The sequence below is a fragment of the Streptomyces sp. R28 genome (genome assembly GCF_041052385.1).
In the GTDB taxonomy this organism is placed as follows: Bacteria; Actinomycetota; Actinomycetes; order Streptomycetales; family Streptomycetaceae; genus Streptomyces.
Map to the genome: position 1 here is coordinate 5,125,605 of NZ_CP163439.1, position 18,875 is coordinate 5,144,479.

Below are 18,875 nucleotides of genomic sequence, written 5' to 3' on the forward strand. Positions count from 1 at the left end.
CCTGCGACGCGGGCCCATGTACGGCTGTCCTATGTCGCAAGCCCTTGCCATGTGCGCTATCGATCCCAGCACATCACATTGCGCACGCATCCTGTCACTATTCGTTGCGAATTGGCCGAAAGTGGAACCGGGGGTTCCGACCGCATACGGCGTGAAACAGCCGTCAGACCAGACGTACCGGCTTCTCCGGGCGTATCCCCGACTCCACCAGCCAGGCGCGCAGCGGCACCGGATCACCGTCCTCGATGAGGCTGAGGACTCTGGGGGTCAGGTCGGCCGCTCTCTCACCGTCGATGAGGAGGGTGGGGCCGTCGAGCCAGTCCAGACCGGGGGCCGCACCGGCGGTGTCCATCGCCGCGCAGCACACCATCGCCGTGACGTGGTCGGTGAGCAACTCACGTGCGGTGCGGGGCGGTTGGAGCGGGAACAGGGGGAGCGCCCCGATGTCCAGGAGGGTGGCGTCGGGGACGGGGGACGCCGTCTGCTCCGCGGGTGCGGCGGCCTCTTCGCGGGCCAGTTCGGCGGTCAGGCCGGCGGCGAGAGCGGAGCTTCGCTCCGTTTCCTGGTCGTCCGGGGAGCCGTCCTCGGACATGGCCGCGTAGGGCGCCTTGGGGGGCTTGGGAGCTGGGGGCGGGGCGGCGGGGGTGGCATGGGCGTCGGCGGGCCGGGCCGTCGAGGAGTCCGGTGGGACCGAGAGGTGGTCCATGACGCGGGCCAGGGTCGGGCCGCTCGCCTCCGGGGGCGCGCCGCCGGTGGTGCGGCGGACGCCGAGGGCGTCGAGGACGCGGTGCAGGCGGGCCGCGTCGGTGCGCCATTTACGGTCGACGACCTCCTCCGGGTACTCCTGCCAGTCCACCGGGGACCAGTCCTGGCCGGACTCGGCCGGGCCGCCGTGGAAGAGGCGGGCTGCGAGGAGTGAGGCGGCCTCGTCGATCGTGCCGGGCTCTTCGAGCAGGTCACAGGCGGGGCGCTCGCCCAGCCGGGAGGCGAAGCCCTCGGCCAGACGGTCCCGGCGGGACAGTTCGGTAAGGGCGGCGACGACGCCCGCGTCCAGCCGGGACGGCCAGCGGCCCATCCGCCAGGCGGGCAGCGCCACGCGCGTGAGCAGCCGGTCCCAGCCGGCGTACGCCAGCCCTACCTGTTCCTGGGCGACGATCCGCAGTCCGTAATCCACAGCCTGTGCACGCTCGGCGGCGGCGCTGGCCACGCCCCGCTCCATCTCGGTGGCGTGCTCCCGGCAGCTGCGCAGCAGCAGCCGCGCGACCCAGCCGACGCCCGCACACACCGCCCGCGACCCCGGGCAGCGGCCGCGCGTCGAGGCGACGGCGACGGCGGCGTCCAGGCCCCGGACGAAGCGCCGGGCCTGGGCTATGTCGGGGTGCGCGGACGGTCCCGTACCGGCGACGACCGGGGCGAGCACCGCGCGCAGCTCGCCGACCCGCATCCACCACAGGAACGGGGAGCCGATGACGAGGACGGGGGCGGCCGGCGTACGCCGGTGGGTGCCGTGTGTGCTTCCGCCGCGCAGGCCGTTGACCTCGTGCTCGTCGCGGTCCTCGGCAGGGGGCGGGCCGTGGGACGGGTGGGTGCGGTCCTCCAGCCAGCTGTCGCAGTCCGGGGTGAGCGCTATCGCGGACGGGGCGGGGACGTCGAGGCGGTCGGCGAGGTCGCGCACCATCCGGTACAGGTCCGGGGCCTGCTCCTCGGCTATCGCCACCGTGGGGCTGACGGCGGGGCGGGCTCGGGCGACGACCAGGGCGATACCGGCGGCGGCCAGCAGGACGAGGGCGGCGACGGGGGTCACGACCCAGCGGGCGGCATGCCAGCCCGGGCCGACGAGGTGGCCGGTGGAGGCGCCGACGAGCAGCACCACGGCGACCGCCGCGGGCAGCAGGGCGACAGCGAGCGCGCGGCTGCGGATGCGCAGCACGGCAAGGGCCCGGGCGCGCGCGGACTGCGCACCCACCTCCACACCGATACCGGTCACGACCGGACCTCACCCCCTCCCCGCTGCCCTGGCTTTCCGAACTGTCCTGGCTTTGCTCACTCCCCCACTGTGGCACCCACCACTGACATCGCAATGCCGGTGGGCCAAGTGCCGGAACGCTTGCGCCGCACCCTAGTTGGGGCTTCGGCCCACGTCAGCCGGATGGGGCAGCGGTCACTCGATGGAATGGCTTTGGGGAGAGGTGGATGACGGAAAGCGAGGATCAGGCCCCTGCTCCCGGCATGCGTCAGGCCCCGAATCCTGAGACGGATTCGGGGCCTGTGGGGTTGTCTTGCGCGGTGGGTACGCAGGCGCTTTTAAGCCTCTGTCGCCACCTTCGCCGCGATGTCCGTACGGTGCTGGGAGCCGTCGAGCTCGATACGGGCCACGGCCTTGTACGCGCGGTCGCGGGCCTTGGTGAGGTCCTTGCCGGTCGCCGTGACGGACAGGACCCGGCCGCCGGCGCTGACGATCGCGTCGCCGTCGCGCTTGGTACCGGCGTGCAGGACGTAGGCGTGCGGGGCGTCCTCGGCAGCGACCTCGTCGAGGCCGGTGATCGGGTCGCCGGTGCGCGGGGTGCCGGGGTAGTTGTGCGAGGCGACGACCACGGTGACCGCGGCGTCGTCGCTCCAGCGCAGGGGCTCCAGGTCGGCGAGGTCGCCCTTGGCGGCGGCCTGCAGGACGCCGGCCAGCGGGGTCTTCAGGCGGGCCAGGACGACCTGGGTCTCGGGGTCGCCGAAACGGGCGTTGAACTCGATGACCCGTACGCCGCGCGAGGTGATCGCGAGGCCGGCGTAGAGCAGCCCCGAGAAGGGGGTGCCGCGGCGGCGCATCTCGTCGACGGTCGGCTGGAGGACCGTCTCTAGGACCTCCTCGACCAGCTTCGGGTCGGCCCACGGGAGCGGGGAGTACGCGCCCATGCCGCCGGTGTTCGGGCCCTCGTCGCCGTCCAGCGCCCGCTTGAAGTCCTGGGCGGGCTGCAGCGGGACGACCGTCTCGCCGTCGGTGATGGCGAAGAGGGAGACCTCGGGGCCGTCGAGGTACTCCTCGATGACGACGCGCTCGCAGGCGTTGGCGTGCGCCCTGGCCGCCTCGAGGTCGGCGGTCACGACGACGCCCTTGCCGGCGGCGAGGCCGTCGTCCTTGACGACGTACGGGGCGCCGAAGGCGTCGAGCGCCTCGTCGACCTCGTCGGGGGTCGTGCAGACGTAGGAGCGGGCCGTCGGGACGCCGGCCGCCGCCATCACGTCCTTGGCGAAGGCCTTGGAGCCCTCGAGCTGCGCGGCCTCCCCCGAGGGGCCGAAGACCGGGATGCCCACCTCGCGCACGGCGTCGGCGACCCCGGCGACGAGCGGGGCCTCCGGCCCTACGACCACGAGGTCGGCGCCGAGCTCCGTGGCCAGCGCGGATACGGCCTTGCCGTCCAGGGCGTCGACCTGGTGCAGCTCGGCGACCTCGGCGATGCCGGCGTTGCCGGGTGCGCAGTGCAGCGCGGTGACGTCGGGGTCGAGGGACAGGGAGCGGCACAGGGCGTGTTCGCGGGCGCCGTTACCGATGACGAGGACCTTCACGGGGGTCAGCCTAACGGGGTTTTTGTGCGGGACGATGAGGGGCCGGGGGTTGGTGACCTGTACGTTCCTCCAAGTCGCGGGGGTTCTCGAGCGCCGGGCAGGCCGAGATGCCCGAAGTGGGCGGTGACCGAAGTGGCCGGTGACCGAGGGGCCGGTGACCGGTGGCCCGAACGGCTGGGCCGGCGCCCGCGAGGCCCCGCGCGCTACTCGTTCGTGAACTCCTCGACCACCGTCGCCCCCAGCTCCCGCACGATCAGCTCGTAGCCGGACAGCGCCGACTCGTTGAGGTCGGGGTCGTCGTCCTCGGGGATGTCGTCCTCGATGGACACCGGGGGTCGCGGCTCCGGTGCGGAGGGAGGCCGGGGTGCCGAGGTGGGGGCGGCGTTCGGCGCGGGGGCTGCCGGGGCCGCCGGAGGTGGGGTGGGTGTCGAGGGCGTCGGCTGGGAAGAGGCCGGGCGCTGGGCGGTCGTACCGCCACCGCCGTAGCCACTGTTGCCGCCACCGCCGTATCCGCCGGTGCCGCCTCCGCCGTAGCCACCGCCACCGCCGCCACCGCCGAAGCCGGAGGAACCGCCCGGCGACGGGGGGGCCGAGCCTCCGCCCGACGGGTCGACGGTCGCCTCGATCTTCCACTGGACGTTGAACTGCTCGGACAACGCCTGCCGCAGGACGTCCTCGCTGCCGCTGCTCACGAAGTTGTCGCGCGCGCCCGCGTTGACGAACCCGAGTTGGAGGGTGGTGCCGTCGAAACCGGCCACCTGGGCGTTCTGGCTGAGCAGGATCCAGGTGAAGCGGCGACGGTTCTTGACCGCCTCCAGGATGTTCGGCCAGAGCATGCGGGGGTCGACGCCGCCGCTCGGGGGCGCGTAGGCCGGTGCCGCGCCTGCGCCGGGAGCGGGCGTGGGCGTCGCGGACTGCGGTGGCTGAGGGGGCGCCGGGGGGCCGCTCGACGCGGCTGGGGCTGCCTGGGCGCCCTGGGGCTGGGCGCCGCCGCCCGCCGGGGTTGCCGTGGGCCAGCCGCCGGGGCGCCGGCCACCACCTGCGGGGGCGGCTGTGGGCCATGCGCCGGGGGCGGGGGCTGGGGCGGAAGCGGGGGGTGCCGGTGGGTTCGCGGCGGCGGGAGCGGGCGTGGGTGCGGGAGCAGGGGTTGGCGTGGGCGTGGGCGGAGCCTGGGGTGGCTGAGGCTGCTGACCGCTCTGCGGCTGCGGCTGCTGACCGGGGGCCGAGGGCGCGGACGTGGGCTGAGCCGTGGGCGCGCCCTGCCCCGCCGGAGCGGCACCGGCCGTACCGGGCGTACCGGCCCCCGCGCCACCGTCCATACCGCCCGTCGGTCCACCGGCCGCGGCAGCAGGGGAGGTCGCGGGCGCCCCCGAAGCCCGTACGGCCGCCCGGGCCGCGGCAGGCCCGCCACCAGGCGGAACCGGCGCAACCGGCGCGGCGGCCGCTCCCGCGTGGGCGTCAGGACCGGGCACGTACCCCATCGCGGGCATGCCGCCGCCCGCGCCTGCGGAGTTCACACCCCGCTCCAGCCGATCGAGCCGGGCCATCACGGAACGCTCGTCCCCGTACGCCGCGGGCAGCATCACCCGCGCGCAGATCAGCTCGAGCTGGAGCCGGGGCGAGTTGGCCCCCCGCATCTCGGTCAGCCCCTGGTTGACGAGGTCGGCGGCACGGCTCAGTTCGGCGGCGCCGAAGGTGCCGGCCTGGGCCTGCATGCGCTCGACGACATCGGCCGGGGCGTCGATGAGCCCCTTCTCGGCAGCGTCCGGCACGGCGGCCAGGATCACCAGGTCCCGCAGCCGCTCCAGCAGGTCGGCGACGAACCGCCGGGGATCGTTGCCCCCCTCGATGACACGGTCCACGACCTCGAAGGCGGCGGCGCCGTCACCGGTCGCGAAGGCTTCCACGACGGAGTCGAGCAGCGAGCCGTCGGTGTACCCGAGGAGAGAGGTGGCCATGGCATACGTCACACCCTCCTCCTTCGCTCCGGCGAGCAGCTGGTCCATGACGGACATGGAGTCACGCACGGACCCCGCACCCGAGCGCACGACGAGCGGGAGTACGCCGTCCTCGACCGGGATGTTCTCCCGGCCGCACACGTCACCGAGGTATTCCCGCAGGGTCCCCGGCGGGACCAGCCGGAACGGGTAGTGGTGGGTCCGCGACCGGATGGTGCCGATGACCTTCTCGGGCTCGGTGGTGGCGAAGATGAACTTGAGGTGCTCCGGGGGCTCCTCGACGACCTTCAGCAGCGCGTTGAACCCTGCCGACGTGACCATGTGGGCCTCGTCGATGATGTAGATCTTGTAGCGGCTGCTGGCGGGCCCGAAGAAGGCCTTCTCGCGCAGCTCACGGGCGTCGTCCACGCCACCGTGGGAGGCGGCGTCGATCTCGATGACGTCGATGGAGCCCCGGCCGTTCCTGGCCAGGTCCTGGCAGGACTGGCACTCACCGCAAGGGGTGGGCGTGGGTCCCTGCTCGCAGTTCAGGCACCTGGCGAGGATGCGCGCGCTGGTCGTCTTGCCGCATCCGCGCGGACCGCTGAACAGGTACGCGTGATTGACCCGGTTGTTCCGCAGCGCCTGCTGCAGCGGGTCGGTGACATGCTCCTGCCCGATGACCTCGGCGAACGACTCCGGGCGATAGCGGCGGTACAGCGCGAGAGACGACACGCATACGAGGTTATAGGCGCCCACTGACAACCCGACCCACGCGGGAACGCAAGCGCCCCCCACGCACCCGCCAGAGCCGACCTACCCTTGCTGCCTTCCGGCCCTGGGGGAGTTCAGTCAGATAGCGCCGCGTGAGGGGCTGCCCAAACAGTACCCGATGGCAGCGGGTGGGAACGAGTTCGCGAGCACTCCTCAACGTCTTGTATTGTTTGCGGCGGAGGATTCGCCTAGAGGCCTAGGGCGCACGCTTGGAAAGCGTGTTGGGGGCAACCCCTCACGAGTTCGAATCTCGTATCCTCCGCCAGTGCCTCACCGGGCACGATGTCGAAGGGCCCCACCGTTCGCGGTGGGGCCCTTCGACGTTGTCCGTCTCAGTTTCCGTCTCAGTTCGTTTTCGGGAGCTCCCACAGAGCGTCGCCGACTTGCTGGGCGACCTTGCGGAGCATGGTCCCGGTCACGTGCATGTACCGGGCCCGCATCCGGGCCGCTCCCCCAGGCTCCCAACCCATGATCGAGTCGATCACGACGTCCGGGACACCGAGGATCAGGAGGACGGTCGCGGCGGTGTGGCGAGCGTCATGGAGACGGCCGTCTCGGACGCCCGCGTCCCGCAGCAGCCGCTTCCAGACATGGAAGTCGGTGTTCGGGCTCAGCGGCCCACCGACCGGCGAGGCGAAGACGTATCCCTTGCCCTCCCATTCGGCCCCGGCCGTGATCCGCTCCCGCTCCTGGGCTTCCTGGTGCTGGCGGAGAATCTTGATCAGCGGATCGGGCAGGCCGATGGTGCGCCGACCCGCGCGGGACTTGGTGGACTTGTGCTCGCGGCGAGTCTGCTCCTTCTTGGGGCAGTAGCCCGCCTTCCGGCCACACGGATCGGCACCGCAGCCGTGCGCGTACTTGGGACGCAGCCGGTTCTTACGGATGCGGACGTACCCCGCGTCGAGGTCGACGTCTTCCCAGTGCAGGCCGAGCGCCTCACCTTGCCGAAGGCCGAGCGCCAGGGCTACGACCCATCGCGCACTGTTGCGGAGCTTGGCCGCCTCTACGAGGAGGCTCTGTACCTCCTCGATCGTGAACGGCTCGATGTCCTCCTCTTCCAGGCGGGGAGCCTTGGCGATCTCGGCCGCATTGGTGGCGACGTGCCCGCGCCGCACGGCTTCACCGAGGGCGACCCGGATCGTCCGGTGGGCGTGGTGGGCGGTGCCGGCGGAGCTCCCGGACGTCTGCATCTTCCGGTAGAAGCGTTCGAGGTGCTCGGGCTCCAGGCGGTCGAGCTTGTGGGCGCCCAGGCCGGGGACCAGGTGAACGCGGACGTCCACCTCGTAGCCGTCGTACGTGTTCTCAGAGACGTACGGCTTGGCAATGTTCTCGACCCAGTGCTCAAGCCAGGCTTGCAGCGTCCAGCTCTGCCCCGGCTTCCTGAGCTTCTTGTCATCCCGTGCCCGCTCCATCTCACGGACCGCCTTGGTGACCTCTGCCTTGGTCTTGCGCTCGATGTGGCGGCGGTCCGGCTTGCCGTCATCCCGGACGCCGACGGTCACCCGTCCGTGCCACTTGCCGTCCTTGCCGAGGTAGATCGAGGAGGCACCGTTGGGCTGGCGGGTGCGGTTCTTCTCTGCCATGGCGTCCCCCTCAGGCCGCTTGGGCGGGTCGGTGGCGCAGCTTGGCCACGTAGGCGGGCACAGCATCGGCGGGGACTCTGCGGAGCCGCCCGACGGTGACGGACTCGATCTCTCCGGCGAGGACGAGCCGGAAGCACGTCGTACGGCCGATACGAAGCCGCCGGGCCGCCTCTTCCACGGTCAGGAGGGCCAAGGACGGGTCGAAGGGCTCCAGCTGCGTGACGGTGGCTTGGGGCTCAGCCATGCGTCGGTTCTCCTTCCGTGCCAGGGGCGGGTTCGAGGGATGCGGCCAGCCAGGCTTCGGCGTCCGAGAGACCGGTTCCGGCGAAGACCCAGTGCGCGAGGACATACGTCGAGTCGGGCTCGGGAGCGTTGGCTGCTGCGGCTTGGGCTCGGCGCCATTCGGCGCGGGCGTCGCGGAGGGCACCGAGGGTGGTGGAGTAGCGGCGGGACTTGGTGGAGAAGTGGCCGCGGAAGCCGAGCATGTGGGCCCAGGCACGCAGTCGGAGGTGTTCCAGGTCCTTGCGTGCGCCGAGGGTCCAGGCGGTTCGGATCAGGCGGCGGGCGTGTTCACTGATGTCGAGCTGGGCGAGTTCGGCGAGGAACTTGAGCGGACGGTCGAGAGCTCCCGTGGCCGTCTCCGCGCCTTTGGTGGCGTACTTGGCGATGTAGGCGGCGACGGCCCGCTCGGTCAGCTCCTGGCCGCCGTCGAAGTCGGCGCTATGGATTGTGCGTATGTCGAGTTGGCGGCCGAAGGTGAAGGTGTGGACGCGATCGTCGATGACCGGTCCGTCCACGTGGACCTTGGCGGTTGCGGTGCGGATGGCGTCGGTGAGCAGTTTGGCTGTCGCCCAAGACGGAGGCGGGGTGCTACCGCCCTCGGGGCCGTCGATGCGTATGACGGCGTGGAAGTGGACGGCACCGCGCTTCTGGTACTCGGCGACCTTGGCGAATGACACCCGGGCGTACTGGTGGAAGGCTCGCTGCGTGAGTCCGGCCCGCTTGGCGACCTCACGGCGCAGGTAGACCGAGAAGCGCCGCCACAGCGGTCCGGCGTGCGCGTTCCAGAGCACGGCTGCTTCGTAGTCGTACGTGTATGGGTTGAGCGGGGTACCGAGGGCGTCGTCGTCCTGGTCGTGGTGGACGCCGCAGCGGCAGGGGCGGCCGCTGGAGGGGCGGTTGTGGACGGGGCCGAAGCTCGGGGCGGTGAAGGTGGCGAAGACGCGAGGGTGTGCGGCGACGCGTTCCGGGGTGCCCTTGCCGCCGTGCAGGCCCGAGGTGATCAGGTGGAAGGTGTCGCAGCGGTAGACCTCGGCGCAGGCCGCGCAGCGGGTCGTACGGCGGTTGTTGCACCGCACGAGGAGGTGGCCGGCGGGGAGGTTGGACGAGTCGAGTCGGTGGAGGACGTTGCCGATCTCGCCGGTGCGGGTGTTCACGTCGTACTCGGTGCGGTGGCCGTCGAGGCGGATCGGGTGGGTACAGCCGCCGAGACTGGAGAGTTGCCGCAGCAGGCCCGGCATGGTGCCAAGCGCGGCCAGGTCGCCGAGTTCGGACAGCGGAGGCGGGGTGACGCGGGTGAAGATGACTTTCTCCTTCTGGCTTCGGTCGGAAGAGGTAGGGGCCCCTGGGGCGGCGGATGCTTGGCGGTATCGGAGCCGCCCCGGGGTGCCTGGCTTTCAGCGGCGGGTGTGGTAATCGCGGAGCATGGAGCGCAGGACCACGGCGGCGACGGCCACGGAGATGGCCGCGACGGCGACGGCGGCCAGGAGCGCGGTCAGCACAACTCCACCGACGATCACGGCGGCGACCGCCCCGGTGGTGATGGAGAGTTGGGGCGCCGCGCGCCGGGCGGGCATCGGGTCAGTGGGGGCGTGGGTGTGCGCGGGCGGCGGGGTGGGGCTGTCCGGGTACTTGGGCAGGAACACGGCAGATCTCTCCTTATCTACTCGTCTAGTCGTGTGAGCCGTTTATGACGTCCACGCCAGAGCGCGTGCCCGACTCGATGGCTGGGGCCATGAAGGTGTGCGAGAGCCAGAAGCCGAAGAGGGCGATCAGGACGACGATCCAGGTGCGGACACCGAGGAACTTGACCGCTCCCCAGGCGAAGAAGCCGAGAACGACGACGAGCGGCAGGCTGACGGTCACGGTGTGCTGGTCCTTTCAGCGGACGGGGCAGCGGTGGGTCCGGGCGGCCAGTTCGGCGGCGGCGCGGCTGTCGTAGTCGGCGGAGAAGCCGCAGCGAGGGGCCGTACAAGCGGCGGTGTGCTTCTCACGGCCCCGACCGTCGTAGGCGGTGCCGACCTGGACGGGGCCGATGCGGATGACGTTGCGGAAACGGCGGTTGGCGGTCATGCGGGTCTCCCTTCAGAGGTGGGTGGCGATGGCGTCCGCCATCGGTGCGGGGACGCCGAGCCGGGCGCGCAGGGTGGCGGTGTCGATGGGCGTACCGGTACGGGTGTGGTGCTCGGCGGCGACCTTGCGGGCGTGCTCGACGAGCGCGGCTGGGACGGGCACGGCGGGAGAGGCAGGCGCCGGGGCCGCCACCAGCTCAGCGGGGGGCTCAGGCACGGGGTCGGCAGTGCCTTCCTCGTCCGTCGGCTGTTCGTGGGCGGGTGCGGGAGCCGAGTGCGCCAGCAACGTGCCGCCGAGGAAGGCGACCGCGGGCCAGCCCGCGACGAGTATGCGCAGCCAGGCCGGCACGGCATCCAGGTCGAGCAATCCTGCGGTGGCGACGTTGGCGCCGAGGGAGGCGGCGAGCGCGATGACGAACCAGCACCACCCGGCCGCTTTCGCCTCGCCGGTCCGCAGGCGGCGCCAGGCGGCGACTAGGAGCAGGTCCACGCTGATCGGGTAGGCCCACGCTTTCCACCCGTCCTGTCCAGCCGCCGAAGCGATGTCGTGCAGGTGGGCGCAGGACAGCGCGGCGGCGATCACGGCCTGGACGAGCACCGCGTCGATACGGGCCAGTTGGGCTCGCATGCTGCGGCTCCTTCCGAATTCAGGCATGGGACGGGTAGGGAGTTGGCGTGAGGCGGTCACGCCGTAGGGAGGGGAGCGGCTCAGTCAGTCGCAGGGCGCGGGTGCACGACCGGCGCCGGGAACTCGATCGGCCGTACGGAGACGTCGGGCCGGAAGGGCTTGAGGGCGGACAGCTCCGGCACCAGGTGAGCGTTCTCCTGGCAGATCTCGGCGGCATCGCCGAGGGCGAGGTACGGCGTGCGGATGCGGGACCAGCCGCCGGAAGTGTCACCGGCGACGGCCAGGCCAGGCCGTTCGGGAGCGATGGCACAGGCGGCGGCGACCGCTTCGGGGGCGATGTCGCCGAGTGCCATCTTGGCGGAAGCTTCGTCGTTCACGCGGTGGCAGACGCGGCCGGTGAGCTGGGCCCGGAGCATGGTGGCGCCCTTGCCGAGTTCGGCGCCGAAGCGCTGGCCGCAGACCTCCAGGTAGATGCCGGCGGCGCGGCCGAGCTGGGCGAGGCGGATGAGCTGGGTGACCATCTCGTCCCGGCGTTCCTCGTCCTTGCGCGTGGCGACGAGGAAGAGTTCGGCCACCTCGTCGACGAACAGGACGATGGGCACGGGGCGTTCGTCGTCGGGCAGGCCCCAGATGTCGGAAGTGATCTCCTCGACGGGGGTGCCCGGGGCGATGCCCTGTCGGGACTTGATCAGGTCGTAGCGGTCCTCCATTTCCTTCACGAGCACGGGCAGGAGTTCGGCAGCCTGGTCGGGATCGGTGGCCAGCGCTGAAAGGCGAGGGGCGAAGGGGGCCAGCTCAACACCCCTCTTGCAGTCGATACCGACCAGGGCTACGGACTGCCGGGCGATTCCTGCGATCAGGTGCCGCAGGTACATGGACTTGCCGGAGAGCGTGGCGCCGAGGGTGAGTTGGTGCGGGACGGTGCGGTAGTCGCGTACGAAGGGAGTGGCGTCCTCCCTCAAGGCCACCGGTACTTTCAGGAGTCCGTCCGTGGTCTTGCGCGGCATCCGGACCCGCCTCAGCACGTCGTAGCCGACAAGCCGTAGTTCGACGACACCAGGCTTGATCGTCGTGACGTACACGGCATGGACTCCCCACGCGTGCCGCAGCCGTTCGGCCGAGGCGGCGACGTCGGCGGGCTCCTGTCCCGGGGCAAGCCTCAGACGAAGCCGCAGCCCGGTTGAGGTGGGACGGATGATCCCGCGACGCGGTGGGACGGGCCGCACCTCGCGGCGGGTGGTGGCCATGACCGCCAGCACGCGCAGCCGGGACGGAGCCACGGTCAGGCCGCACGCCTCCATGACCGAGCCGTACGAGCTGAGCAAACGGGCCGTGGATGTCGGCAGGCCGACCGTCGACCAGTAGATCCCGGGGTGCTTGGCCCGGGCGTAGGCAGCCCCGCCGCCGAGCGCGGCGACAGGACCACCCACCTCCAGGAGCGTCGTCAGATCGGTCATGCCGCCGAGGCCCCCACAGCGGCCGGGAAGGCTGCCGGAGTGACGGCGGCGGCGCGGTAGGCGATGCCGTGCCGCTGCTGGCCGTTGAACACGCTCTCCCAGGGCCGGGCCACCAGACCCGGCAACGCGACCGGCGCCCCGAGCGCGAGCCCCTCGGACACCCCGCTCTCCGGGACGGTCACCTTGATCAGGGAGGACTCCCCTTCCTCGATGTACACGACGCCGATCGTCATCAGCGCCTCGCCGCTGACGGCATCCTTTGCGATCTCGCCGGTCTGCCGGTCGCGGACCTTGGGCTCAGGTGCCTCGGTCAGCAGGATCGTTGCGGCCGAGGTCTCCACACGGATGGTGCGCAAGATTCTTCCCCATCTACTCGTCTATACAAGATGCAGCCTTCGAACCCGATCTCCGGGAACGCCGACCACCTTGCCACACAACTTGCCCACTCGTCTATACGAGTATGCCTGTTGGGGTGTACGAGTTCGGGAAGGCAGCCCCGCGCACCACCGCCGGTCAGGCCCTCACGTGGCCGGGAGCTGGTACGACAGGACGTACGCGTCCGCCGCCATGACCGTGTCGCAGACCTCTACAGCCCGTCCTTCGGTGTCGTACGCGGTGCGGATGAGGTGGATGACCGGGACGCCGGAGGCGAGCCGGAGCGTCTTGACCTCGGTGGGCGAAGGCATGCGAGCGCGGATCTCCTCCTCGAAGTGGTCGAGGTGATGGCCCAACTCTTCGAGGCGGGCGTAGATGCCGCCGGGGCCGGGATTGGGTTCGGCGATCTGCGTGCCGCGCGCGATGTCGAGCGGGAGGTAGGAGGTGGCGAACTCGACCGGCCTCCCGTCGAGCAGGTACCGGCGCCGGCGGGCGAGCACGCGCCGCACGGACCCCAGCCGGGTGGAGATGTCCTGACTGGCCTTCTCTTCCTTGACCTCCAGGCTGTCGACCTGCGGATGACTGCCCGCAGCGTCGGCCTCGACGATGAACGCGGACTTGCCTTGCTCGCGATGGCGCCGGGCGAACCGGTCGGAGGCGAGTCGCCGCACGGGCGGTCGTGGTCGCACGAACACGCCCTTGCCGTGCTCGGCGTGGACCAGGCCCTCGCCCTGGAGGATGGAGAAGGAGTTTCGAACCGTCATACGGGAAACCCCGTAATGCTCGACGAGCTCAGCTTCCGAGGGCAGCTTTTCGCCCTCCTTGAATCGCCCACGGTCGATGGCCTCGCGCAGCTGGTCGGCGATCTGCCGGAAGACCGCACGATCACTCGTGGGGTCCAGGTCGCCGAGGAGGCTCGGGAGAGACGTCACGTGTACTCCTTTAGGTATCTAGACGAGTGGGCGAGTGTTGTTGCTACGGTGGAGAGCCTAGCCAGCCGAGAGGGCCGAGGAACGTGAGCATGGACCGTCCGCACTCCGTGAGCGTTGCAGGAGTCGTCGTCGACGCCCAGGGCCGCGCCCTCTTGATCCAGCGCCGCGACAACGGCAAGTGGGAACCTCCGGGCGGAGTCCTCGAACGCGAGGAAACCATCCCCGAGGCCCTCCAGCGCGAAGTCCTCGAAGAAACCGGCATCAAGATCGCGCTTCCCGCGACCCTCACCGGCATCTACAAGAACATGTCGGGCCTGATTGTCTCTCTGGTCTTCCGCTGCGAAGCCGCCGACGGCACGCCCACCACCGGCGACGAGACCCGCGCACTGCGCTGGGCCACCCGTGAAGAAGTCTCCGAACTCGCCGACGAGGCATACGCGATCCGCGTCCTGGACGCACTCGACGCGGCGTCTCCGCCTGCCATCCGCGCCCACGACGGCGTGAAACTCGTCTAGCCCGAACCCGCTGCACATGGCGGCCTACCAGCACGAAGGAACTTGTATGCACGAGTATACGAGCATTACTCGGGTCTGGGGGCTCACTTGCCCAGGTTTCCCGGAAGAGGTCAGCCGGGCCCGACGCTGGACGCGCGACATCCTGCGCGGCTCGCCGTTAGCGGAGGACGCCGAACTGATCGTGAGCGAGCTGAGCGCGAACGCGATCCTGCACACGGCCAGCGGCCTCATGTCCGGCAGCTTCCACCTGGCGCTTGCGGTCTCCTCGCAGGTCATCGCCCTGTCAGTCACGGACGACGGCGGCACCGGCACCGCCCCGAAAATCGAGCACCAGGAACGGGACGCGGAGCACGGCCGGGGCCTGGGCATGGTCAGCGCGATCGCGCACCGGGTCGTGGTCCACGACAGCGATGCCGGCCACACCGTCACGGCAGAGCTGTACAGGGATGTCCGCGCAGGAGGCCACCCGTGCTGACGCCGACAATCACGGAAGGCTTACCGACCGAATATCGAAACGGCACCTACCGCTGCTGGGCAGGCGCCTACCCCCTGCACCAGACAAGCGCGGTTCTACTGGGATCCCACGGTGCCGCCAGCCCTCGCCTTGCATTGCGCTGGCTCCGCGAACGCACAGTCCACATCACAGACCAGCTCGACGCCGCATACGCCCAGCCAGGGCGCCACTGGCTGACGGACGAGGCCGAGCACGAACGAGCCCTCACCTACCTGGCCACAGGCACTGCCTACCAACTCACGCTGTACGACGAGAACACCCGCTACTTCCTCGTGGCCTACCCGCCGGGAGGCACCGCGTGAACGCCCTCCCCCGCGGCTACTGGTGCGAGTGCTGGACCCAGAACCTCGACAAGGACCAACGGCCGGCGCTGCACGCATCCTTCGACGCCCACTCAGCCGTGCAGGCAGACCGGTGGATTGCCATCGCACTGCGCACCATCAGCCCAGCACTCGACGCAGCAGCGTCAGAGCAAGCGTGGGAGTGGCTGTATGCGGGCCGTATCGATACCAGGCGGGCCCTGCTCCGCGCGGAACCCTGCTCAGTCACGGTGGACCAGGCCAGCACACGCATCACTTGGACAGTACGGCCGGTCATCTTCCTACCGCTTGCACACCGACAAGGCATCGAACTTCCAGCCTGCGCATACGACTTCAAGCCCCACGCGACCGATGTCTAGGTTCAGTTGATGCTTGATGTCTGCCCTGGGTGGTCAGCCGCCCAGGCGGTCGAAGGTCACCGCCGCAGAGCGGAAGTTGTCCTGTTGCGGTGCAGCAGGGTTGATGATGGCTACGAAGTCGGAGAGCGCAGTCTCGGACGGGGAGCCGTCCTCGTTGACACTGCCAGGTTCGTCTTCCCACGCAATCAAATGGATCACCACCGAATAGCGGCCCACGGGTAGATCGAACCGGACGGTCTCAGACCATGCTTCGGCCCCCACAGCCTCGATGCCGCTGAGCCACACCTTTCCCGTCGAATGCAGGAGGTAAGCGTCCGAGGTGACCAGGCAGTGTCTACTCTCCCGCTCGGTCAGCTGGACAGGCTGGTCGACTCCACCTATGCGGACCACAACTCCGAAGGCCCCATCACTTCGTATGTTGATGGGAGCCAAGGCCCCACTTCGGATGTGCCGTTCAACGTCCTCGTCCTCGCCGAGCTGCGCGTCCCAGGTGTCGTAGTCAACGATGCTGGTGAAGCTCTGGGGGTCCCACAGAGCAAGCATTCCAGCATCTGTTGCCACAGTGGACACAGCTTCGACAGGGCGCGGCGATTGACTCATCCGGGGATCCTGCCACGCACATCTGACAACTGGCACTCCCCCCACCTCGCACACCAGGCCAGACGCACACAGCACAAGTGAAGTGGGACAGTCCCACGCAACCGACCGAGTTACAACTTTCTCTACTGGTTCAAGGCGGCTCGCTCCGCTCGCCGCGCGCGGCCCGGCCCCCGGCCGGCCCTGCGCTCCTGTCTCCGCCCCGCTCCAGCCCGGCCGGCGCCCGTGCCGCGCGGAAGGTGGACGCGATGCCTTGATCGCGTGTTGTCACTGGCTGGTCCCTCCACATCGTCCATCCGAGCCATGGGGACAGATACGCAGCTTCTTCGACATACATGCGCCAAGGCATCAATGGATGGGCATAATGATGCTTCTAGTGAACGGGGAGTCATGGCAGACAGACCATCGGTATCCGAGATGCTGGACGATTCCGAAGAGCATGTCGACGAACAGTTGAAGCAAACTCCGGAGGTTATCAAGACCGACGGGCCGATTGATACCACAGACCTATATATTGATACACCCAAGTGGCGCAAGTATTCGCAGGTTTCCTGCGTATTTGCCGATCTTGCCGGTTCGACAAGTCTACGCAACGGCCGGTGGGAGGCTTCCACGGCTTCCATCTATGACGCGGCGGTTAAACCTGCCGTACGCATCTTGGCAGATTTTGGTGCCGATTTCATCGACGTGCAGGGAGATGCCGCATTCGGCCTGTTCACGGGGGAATACTCAAAGCGGCGTGCAATTTGCGCTGGAATTACGATCAAGACATTTGGCGAGCGAGTTTTGATGCCAGCTCTGGAAAAAAAGTGGCCCACAAATACTCCACAGACGGGCTTTAAGGTTGGCTGCGCGGTCAGCGATCTCCTCGCCAAGAAAATCGGAATTTCACGCACTGACCATAACGCTCCCGTATGGGCCGGACGAGCTGTGAATTATGCGGCGAAATGCTCACAACAGGCCGCGGCCCATCAGATGATCGTTACCAAGCCAATAGCAGACACAATTCGCTGCAATGAGTACCTCTGGTATTCATGCGCTTGCAGTGACGAATCTGCGGAACTCTGGTCTGAACAACATGTGGAGAAAGTCTCGGGTAAAGACGCTGAAGGTCTACTTCTGACCAGCGGCTGGTGTGAAACATGTGGCGACACGTACTGCGAAAAAATCTGCACCGGATCTTGGCGTCGGCCAGACTTGGACTCTAAGCGAAACTTCTTGGCATATGGGAAGTATCAGAAGGTCATCAAGTTCCGCGAAGCCAATGGGCTCCAAATCCGCCGCGGAATCGGTGGCTGACGAGGGTGAAGACTGCCGCCGGAATGCAGTTATCGGATCACGGGGATCGTAACCTTTTAGCTCTGACACCTCAACAATCGCCGTAGATTATTTGCGGACATGGTCGAACTGGTCGGGGATCTGAGGGCCCTGAACAGGCGACCTTCCCCGACCTCGAAGCCGGTTTGCTCGTTGGGCGACCACTCGGTCCCGCCTGTTCCGCCTGGCCTTGTTATGCGCCGAAGATTCCCGCCACTGCAACCAAAAGGGCGCCGAGAACTGCAAGCGCGAAAGATTTCTTTACTCTCTCGTGCTTTTTCCAGGCAATTTCACTCATCACAACCAGTTGCCTGGCCAGCACGGGCAGAGGGTCTCTCTCGCGCAACGCTGTCTCCAATTCTGCAGGATCCCAATGGCGAACGTGACCGAAGAATACAAAATTATCGTGACTCTCTGGAGAGACCTTCGCCTTTCGCAAGTTGGGGGAAACAACAGAGATGGCGAAGAGGGCACCAATGGCTAGCGCCGCCACTCCAAGATAGAAGACCCAAAGTGCACATCCATCGATTCTTCCGAGTCTTCGCCCACTGCCGGAAAGTGCGGTGATGGCAACAAGAATGCCCGACTCTACTGTTAGAGCAAATGATGCCTTAGTGTCCACTTTACCTGTCCAGTCCACGAGGGTGGAATGGATTTTCCATGCCGTTTCTTCGGGGCTAGTGCTCACGAGACCACCCAACCCCACGAGGAGCGATAGACTTTGATTTGCTCGCCACCCACCTCCCGCATCTCTTCACTCCACATATTCTTTCCGTCGCTGCTGGTCTTCCCGTCGGCAGCCATCTTTTTGTAGACATTCTCGGTCACGTACGTTCGATAAGGAGGCCGCTTAACGTCGCTCAGCTTTGCCGCAACATTTGGAGCACGTCCGATCGATATCAGGTCATTATTATCTCGGACGCCAGCGCGGGCGAGAAATGCCTTCCCCGACGCGATGCCAGTCCCGTGACTCAAAACGAAATCCTTTTCAGCTAGTTGAGGGAATCTATTAGCAAGTACGGGTCGCGCACAGTTATCTACAGCCCACTTAATCTTCAGGGCAGAAATAGCGGCACGAGTGCGTGCGCGCTCGCCGATATAGATGGCCATCACTCGATCGCCGTCGAAGCTGCGAATATGGCCATCGTGGTTCCTGATGACACGAACAGCGCAGTTAAGGAAGGCTCGAACCACCTTGGCGGCAACGGTCGGATGAAATTCCCTTGCAAGGCGGGTGGACTCTCGCATATCCGAATATAGATAGACGGCTTCTAGATTCACCGCCCCGTCACGCAGGACGATGTTTTTGGTGCCTGGAACCGTCCGTCCGTCACGCTGCTTCCATGTATGCCCCACAACCTCAGTCAATGCTTCGTCAATTTCGCTTTTCAGCCCCATGGTTGCCTCCCTCGCTCTCAGTCAACACTTGGTCATCGTTGAGGTGGTATACCAGCAGAAGGAGGCATCTGTACGGCAAATGGTCGAATCCGTGGACGAGCGTCCTGCGGTGCGACCTGAAGCGTTCGGATGGGGGCCTCGCTGGTGGGGCAGAAGTCGATGCTCCAGGACGAGGTCGAGGCGCAGCGGCTCGCAACCTGTCAGCACTGCAAGAGGGCACGTATCTCACTACCAGCATCCCCGCCATGGCTTGCTCTGGT

The 18,875-nt window shown here is 68.2% G+C and carries 21 protein-coding genes, 1 tRNA gene and 1 other RNA gene; 6 read left to right on the plus strand and 17 right to left on the minus strand.

Annotation, left to right across the window (positions count from 1 at the left end; genetic code table 11):
- Positions 1-163: 163 nt before the first annotated feature.
- The 4 genes from AB5J49_RS22735 to ffs form a co-directional block, all read right to left on the minus strand.
- Positions 164-1,987, minus strand: a complete 1,824-nt coding sequence (locus AB5J49_RS22735; RefSeq protein WP_369170456.1) for a hypothetical protein — start codon at positions 1,985-1,987, stop codon at positions 164-166.
- A 317-nt stretch (positions 1,988-2,304) separates the two neighbouring features.
- A complete protein-coding gene (gene purD / locus AB5J49_RS22740) occupies positions 2,305-3,558 on the minus strand; it encodes a phosphoribosylamine--glycine ligase (protein WP_369170457.1) in 1,254 nt (417 codons plus the stop codon).
- Positions 3,559-3,761: 203 nt separating this feature from the next.
- On the minus strand, positions 3,762-6,230 hold the full coding sequence (locus AB5J49_RS22745) for a DNA polymerase III subunit gamma and tau (RefSeq protein ID WP_369170458.1): 2,469 nt from the start codon (positions 6,228-6,230) through the stop codon (positions 3,762-3,764).
- 45 nt (positions 6,231-6,275) lie between these two features.
- Positions 6,276-6,374: signal recognition particle sRNA small type (gene ffs, locus AB5J49_RS22750), an RNA gene on the minus strand.
- 72 nt (positions 6,375-6,446) lie between these two features.
- On the opposite strand from ffs, the gene AB5J49_RS22755 reads away from it, so the two are divergent.
- Positions 6,447-6,534, plus strand: a tRNA-Ser gene (locus AB5J49_RS22755).
- Between the two features lie 79 nt (positions 6,535-6,613).
- Here AB5J49_RS22755 and AB5J49_RS22760 read toward each other — a convergent pair.
- The 10 genes from AB5J49_RS22760 to AB5J49_RS22805 form a co-directional block, all read right to left on the minus strand.
- Complete coding sequence (locus tag AB5J49_RS22760) at positions 6,614-7,852, minus strand: tyrosine-type recombinase/integrase (protein ID WP_369170459.1); 1,239 nt, start codon at positions 7,850-7,852, stop codon at positions 6,614-6,616.
- Between the two features lie 10 nt (positions 7,853-7,862).
- Entirely contained in the window at positions 7,863-8,096 is a 234-nt protein-coding gene (locus AB5J49_RS22765) for an excisionase family DNA-binding protein (protein ID WP_369170460.1), read from the minus strand.
- The gene (locus AB5J49_RS22770) at positions 8,089-9,372 is read right to left on the minus strand and encodes a replication initiator (protein ID WP_369170461.1); all 1,284 of its coding nucleotides are present in this window, start codon (positions 9,370-9,372) and stop codon (positions 8,089-8,091) included. The genes AB5J49_RS22765 and AB5J49_RS22770 overlap by 8 nt, the downstream gene beginning before the upstream one ends.
- A gap of 156 nt (positions 9,373-9,528) precedes the next feature.
- Positions 9,529-9,777, minus strand: a complete 249-nt coding sequence (locus AB5J49_RS22775) for a SpdD protein (RefSeq protein WP_369170462.1) — start codon at positions 9,775-9,777, stop codon at positions 9,529-9,531.
- A gap of 25 nt (positions 9,778-9,802) precedes the next feature.
- Positions 9,803-9,997 carry a hypothetical protein gene (locus AB5J49_RS22780; protein WP_147998878.1) on the minus strand — a complete coding sequence of 65 codons (195 nt, stop codon included), beginning with the start codon at positions 9,995-9,997 and terminating at the stop codon, positions 9,803-9,805.
- A gap of 15 nt (positions 9,998-10,012) precedes the next feature.
- A complete protein-coding gene (locus AB5J49_RS22785) occupies positions 10,013-10,204 on the minus strand; it encodes a mobile element transfer protein (RefSeq protein ID WP_369170463.1) in 192 nt (63 codons plus the stop codon).
- Between the two features lie 12 nt (positions 10,205-10,216).
- Positions 10,217-10,831 (minus strand): DUF2637 domain-containing protein, encoded by a 615-nt coding sequence (locus tag AB5J49_RS22790; RefSeq protein ID WP_369170464.1) that lies wholly within the window; start codon positions 10,829-10,831, stop codon positions 10,217-10,219.
- Positions 10,832-10,911: 80 nt separating this feature from the next.
- Positions 10,912-12,288, minus strand: coding sequence for an FtsK/SpoIIIE domain-containing protein (locus AB5J49_RS22795; RefSeq protein WP_369170465.1), 1,377 nt, complete (start codon positions 12,286-12,288; stop codon positions 10,912-10,914).
- Positions 12,285-12,644 (minus strand): hypothetical protein, encoded by a 360-nt coding sequence (locus AB5J49_RS22800; RefSeq protein WP_369170466.1) that lies wholly within the window; start codon positions 12,642-12,644, stop codon positions 12,285-12,287. The genes AB5J49_RS22795 and AB5J49_RS22800 overlap by 4 nt, the downstream gene beginning before the upstream one ends.
- A gap of 165 nt (positions 12,645-12,809) precedes the next feature.
- Positions 12,810-13,595 (minus strand): GntR family transcriptional regulator, encoded by a 786-nt coding sequence (locus AB5J49_RS22805; protein ID WP_030929067.1) that lies wholly within the window; start codon positions 13,593-13,595, stop codon positions 12,810-12,812.
- Between the two features lie 107 nt (positions 13,596-13,702).
- Between AB5J49_RS22805 and AB5J49_RS22810 the strand changes: the two genes are divergently transcribed.
- From AB5J49_RS22810 to AB5J49_RS22825, 4 genes are all read left to right on the plus strand, one after another.
- Complete coding sequence (locus tag AB5J49_RS22810; RefSeq protein WP_369175222.1) at positions 13,703-14,110, plus strand: NUDIX hydrolase; 408 nt, start codon at positions 13,703-13,705, stop codon at positions 14,108-14,110.
- 46 nt (positions 14,111-14,156) lie between these two features.
- Complete coding sequence (locus AB5J49_RS22815; RefSeq protein ID WP_369170467.1) at positions 14,157-14,585, plus strand: ATP-binding protein; 429 nt, start codon at positions 14,157-14,159, stop codon at positions 14,583-14,585.
- A 134-nt stretch (positions 14,586-14,719) separates the two neighbouring features.
- Entirely contained in the window at positions 14,720-14,926 is a 207-nt protein-coding gene (locus tag AB5J49_RS22820; RefSeq protein WP_369170468.1) for a hypothetical protein, read from the plus strand.
- Positions 14,923-15,303: a hypothetical protein gene (locus tag AB5J49_RS22825; protein WP_369170469.1), complete on the plus strand. Its 381-nt coding sequence runs from the start codon at positions 14,923-14,925 to the stop codon at positions 15,301-15,303. Before AB5J49_RS22820 ends, AB5J49_RS22825 begins: the two co-directional genes overlap by 4 nt.
- A 33-nt stretch (positions 15,304-15,336) precedes the next feature.
- Here the strand turns inward: AB5J49_RS22825 and AB5J49_RS22830 are convergent, their stop codons facing one another.
- Positions 15,337-15,873, minus strand: coding sequence for a hypothetical protein (locus AB5J49_RS22830; RefSeq protein ID WP_369170470.1), 537 nt, complete (start codon positions 15,871-15,873; stop codon positions 15,337-15,339).
- A 417-nt stretch (positions 15,874-16,290) separates the two neighbouring features.
- On the opposite strand from AB5J49_RS22830, the gene AB5J49_RS22835 reads away from it, so the two are divergent.
- Positions 16,291-17,199 (plus strand): hypothetical protein, encoded by a 909-nt coding sequence (locus tag AB5J49_RS22835; protein WP_369170471.1) that lies wholly within the window; start codon positions 16,291-16,293, stop codon positions 17,197-17,199.
- A 211-nt stretch (positions 17,200-17,410) separates the two neighbouring features.
- Here the strand turns inward: AB5J49_RS22835 and AB5J49_RS22840 are convergent, their stop codons facing one another.
- Positions 17,411-17,905, minus strand: coding sequence for a Pycsar system effector family protein (locus AB5J49_RS22840; RefSeq protein ID WP_369170472.1), 495 nt, complete (start codon positions 17,903-17,905; stop codon positions 17,411-17,413).
- Complete coding sequence (locus tag AB5J49_RS22845) at positions 17,902-18,615, minus strand: adenylate/guanylate cyclase domain-containing protein (protein WP_369170473.1); 714 nt, start codon at positions 18,613-18,615, stop codon at positions 17,902-17,904. Before AB5J49_RS22845 ends, AB5J49_RS22840 begins: the two co-directional genes overlap by 4 nt.
- Between the last annotated feature and the right edge of the window lie 260 nt (positions 18,616-18,875).

Bases quoted from the DNA above. Each gene is read 5' to 3' on its own strand.
- AB5J49_RS22760 (WP_369170459.1), bottom strand. From the start codon at position 7,852: ATGGCAGAGAAGAACCGCACCCGCCAGCCCAACGGTGCCTCCTCGATC.
- AB5J49_RS22765 (WP_369170460.1), bottom strand. From the start codon at position 8,096: ATGGCTGAGCCCCAAGCCACCGTCACGCAGCTGGAGCCCTTCGACCCG.
- AB5J49_RS22770 (WP_369170461.1), bottom strand. From the start codon at position 9,372: ATGCCGGGCCTGCTGCGGCAACTCTCCAGTCTCGGCGGCTGTACCCAC.
- AB5J49_RS22785 (WP_369170463.1), bottom strand. From the start codon at position 10,204: ATGACCGCCAACCGCCGTTTCCGCAACGTCATCCGCATCGGCCCCGTC.
- AB5J49_RS22790 (WP_369170464.1), bottom strand. From the start codon at position 10,831: ATGCGAGCCCAACTGGCCCGTATCGACGCGGTGCTCGTCCAGGCCGTG.
- AB5J49_RS22795 (WP_369170465.1), bottom strand. From the start codon at position 12,288: ATGACCGATCTGACGACGCTCCTGGAGGTGGGTGGTCCTGTCGCCGCG.
- AB5J49_RS22815 (WP_369170467.1), top strand. From the start codon at position 14,157: ATGCACGAGTATACGAGCATTACTCGGGTCTGGGGGCTCACTTGCCCA.
- AB5J49_RS22835 (WP_369170471.1), top strand. From the start codon at position 16,291: ATGGCAGACAGACCATCGGTATCCGAGATGCTGGACGATTCCGAAGAG.
- AB5J49_RS22845 (WP_369170473.1), bottom strand. From the start codon at position 18,615: ATGGGGCTGAAAAGCGAAATTGACGAAGCATTGACTGAGGTTGTGGGG.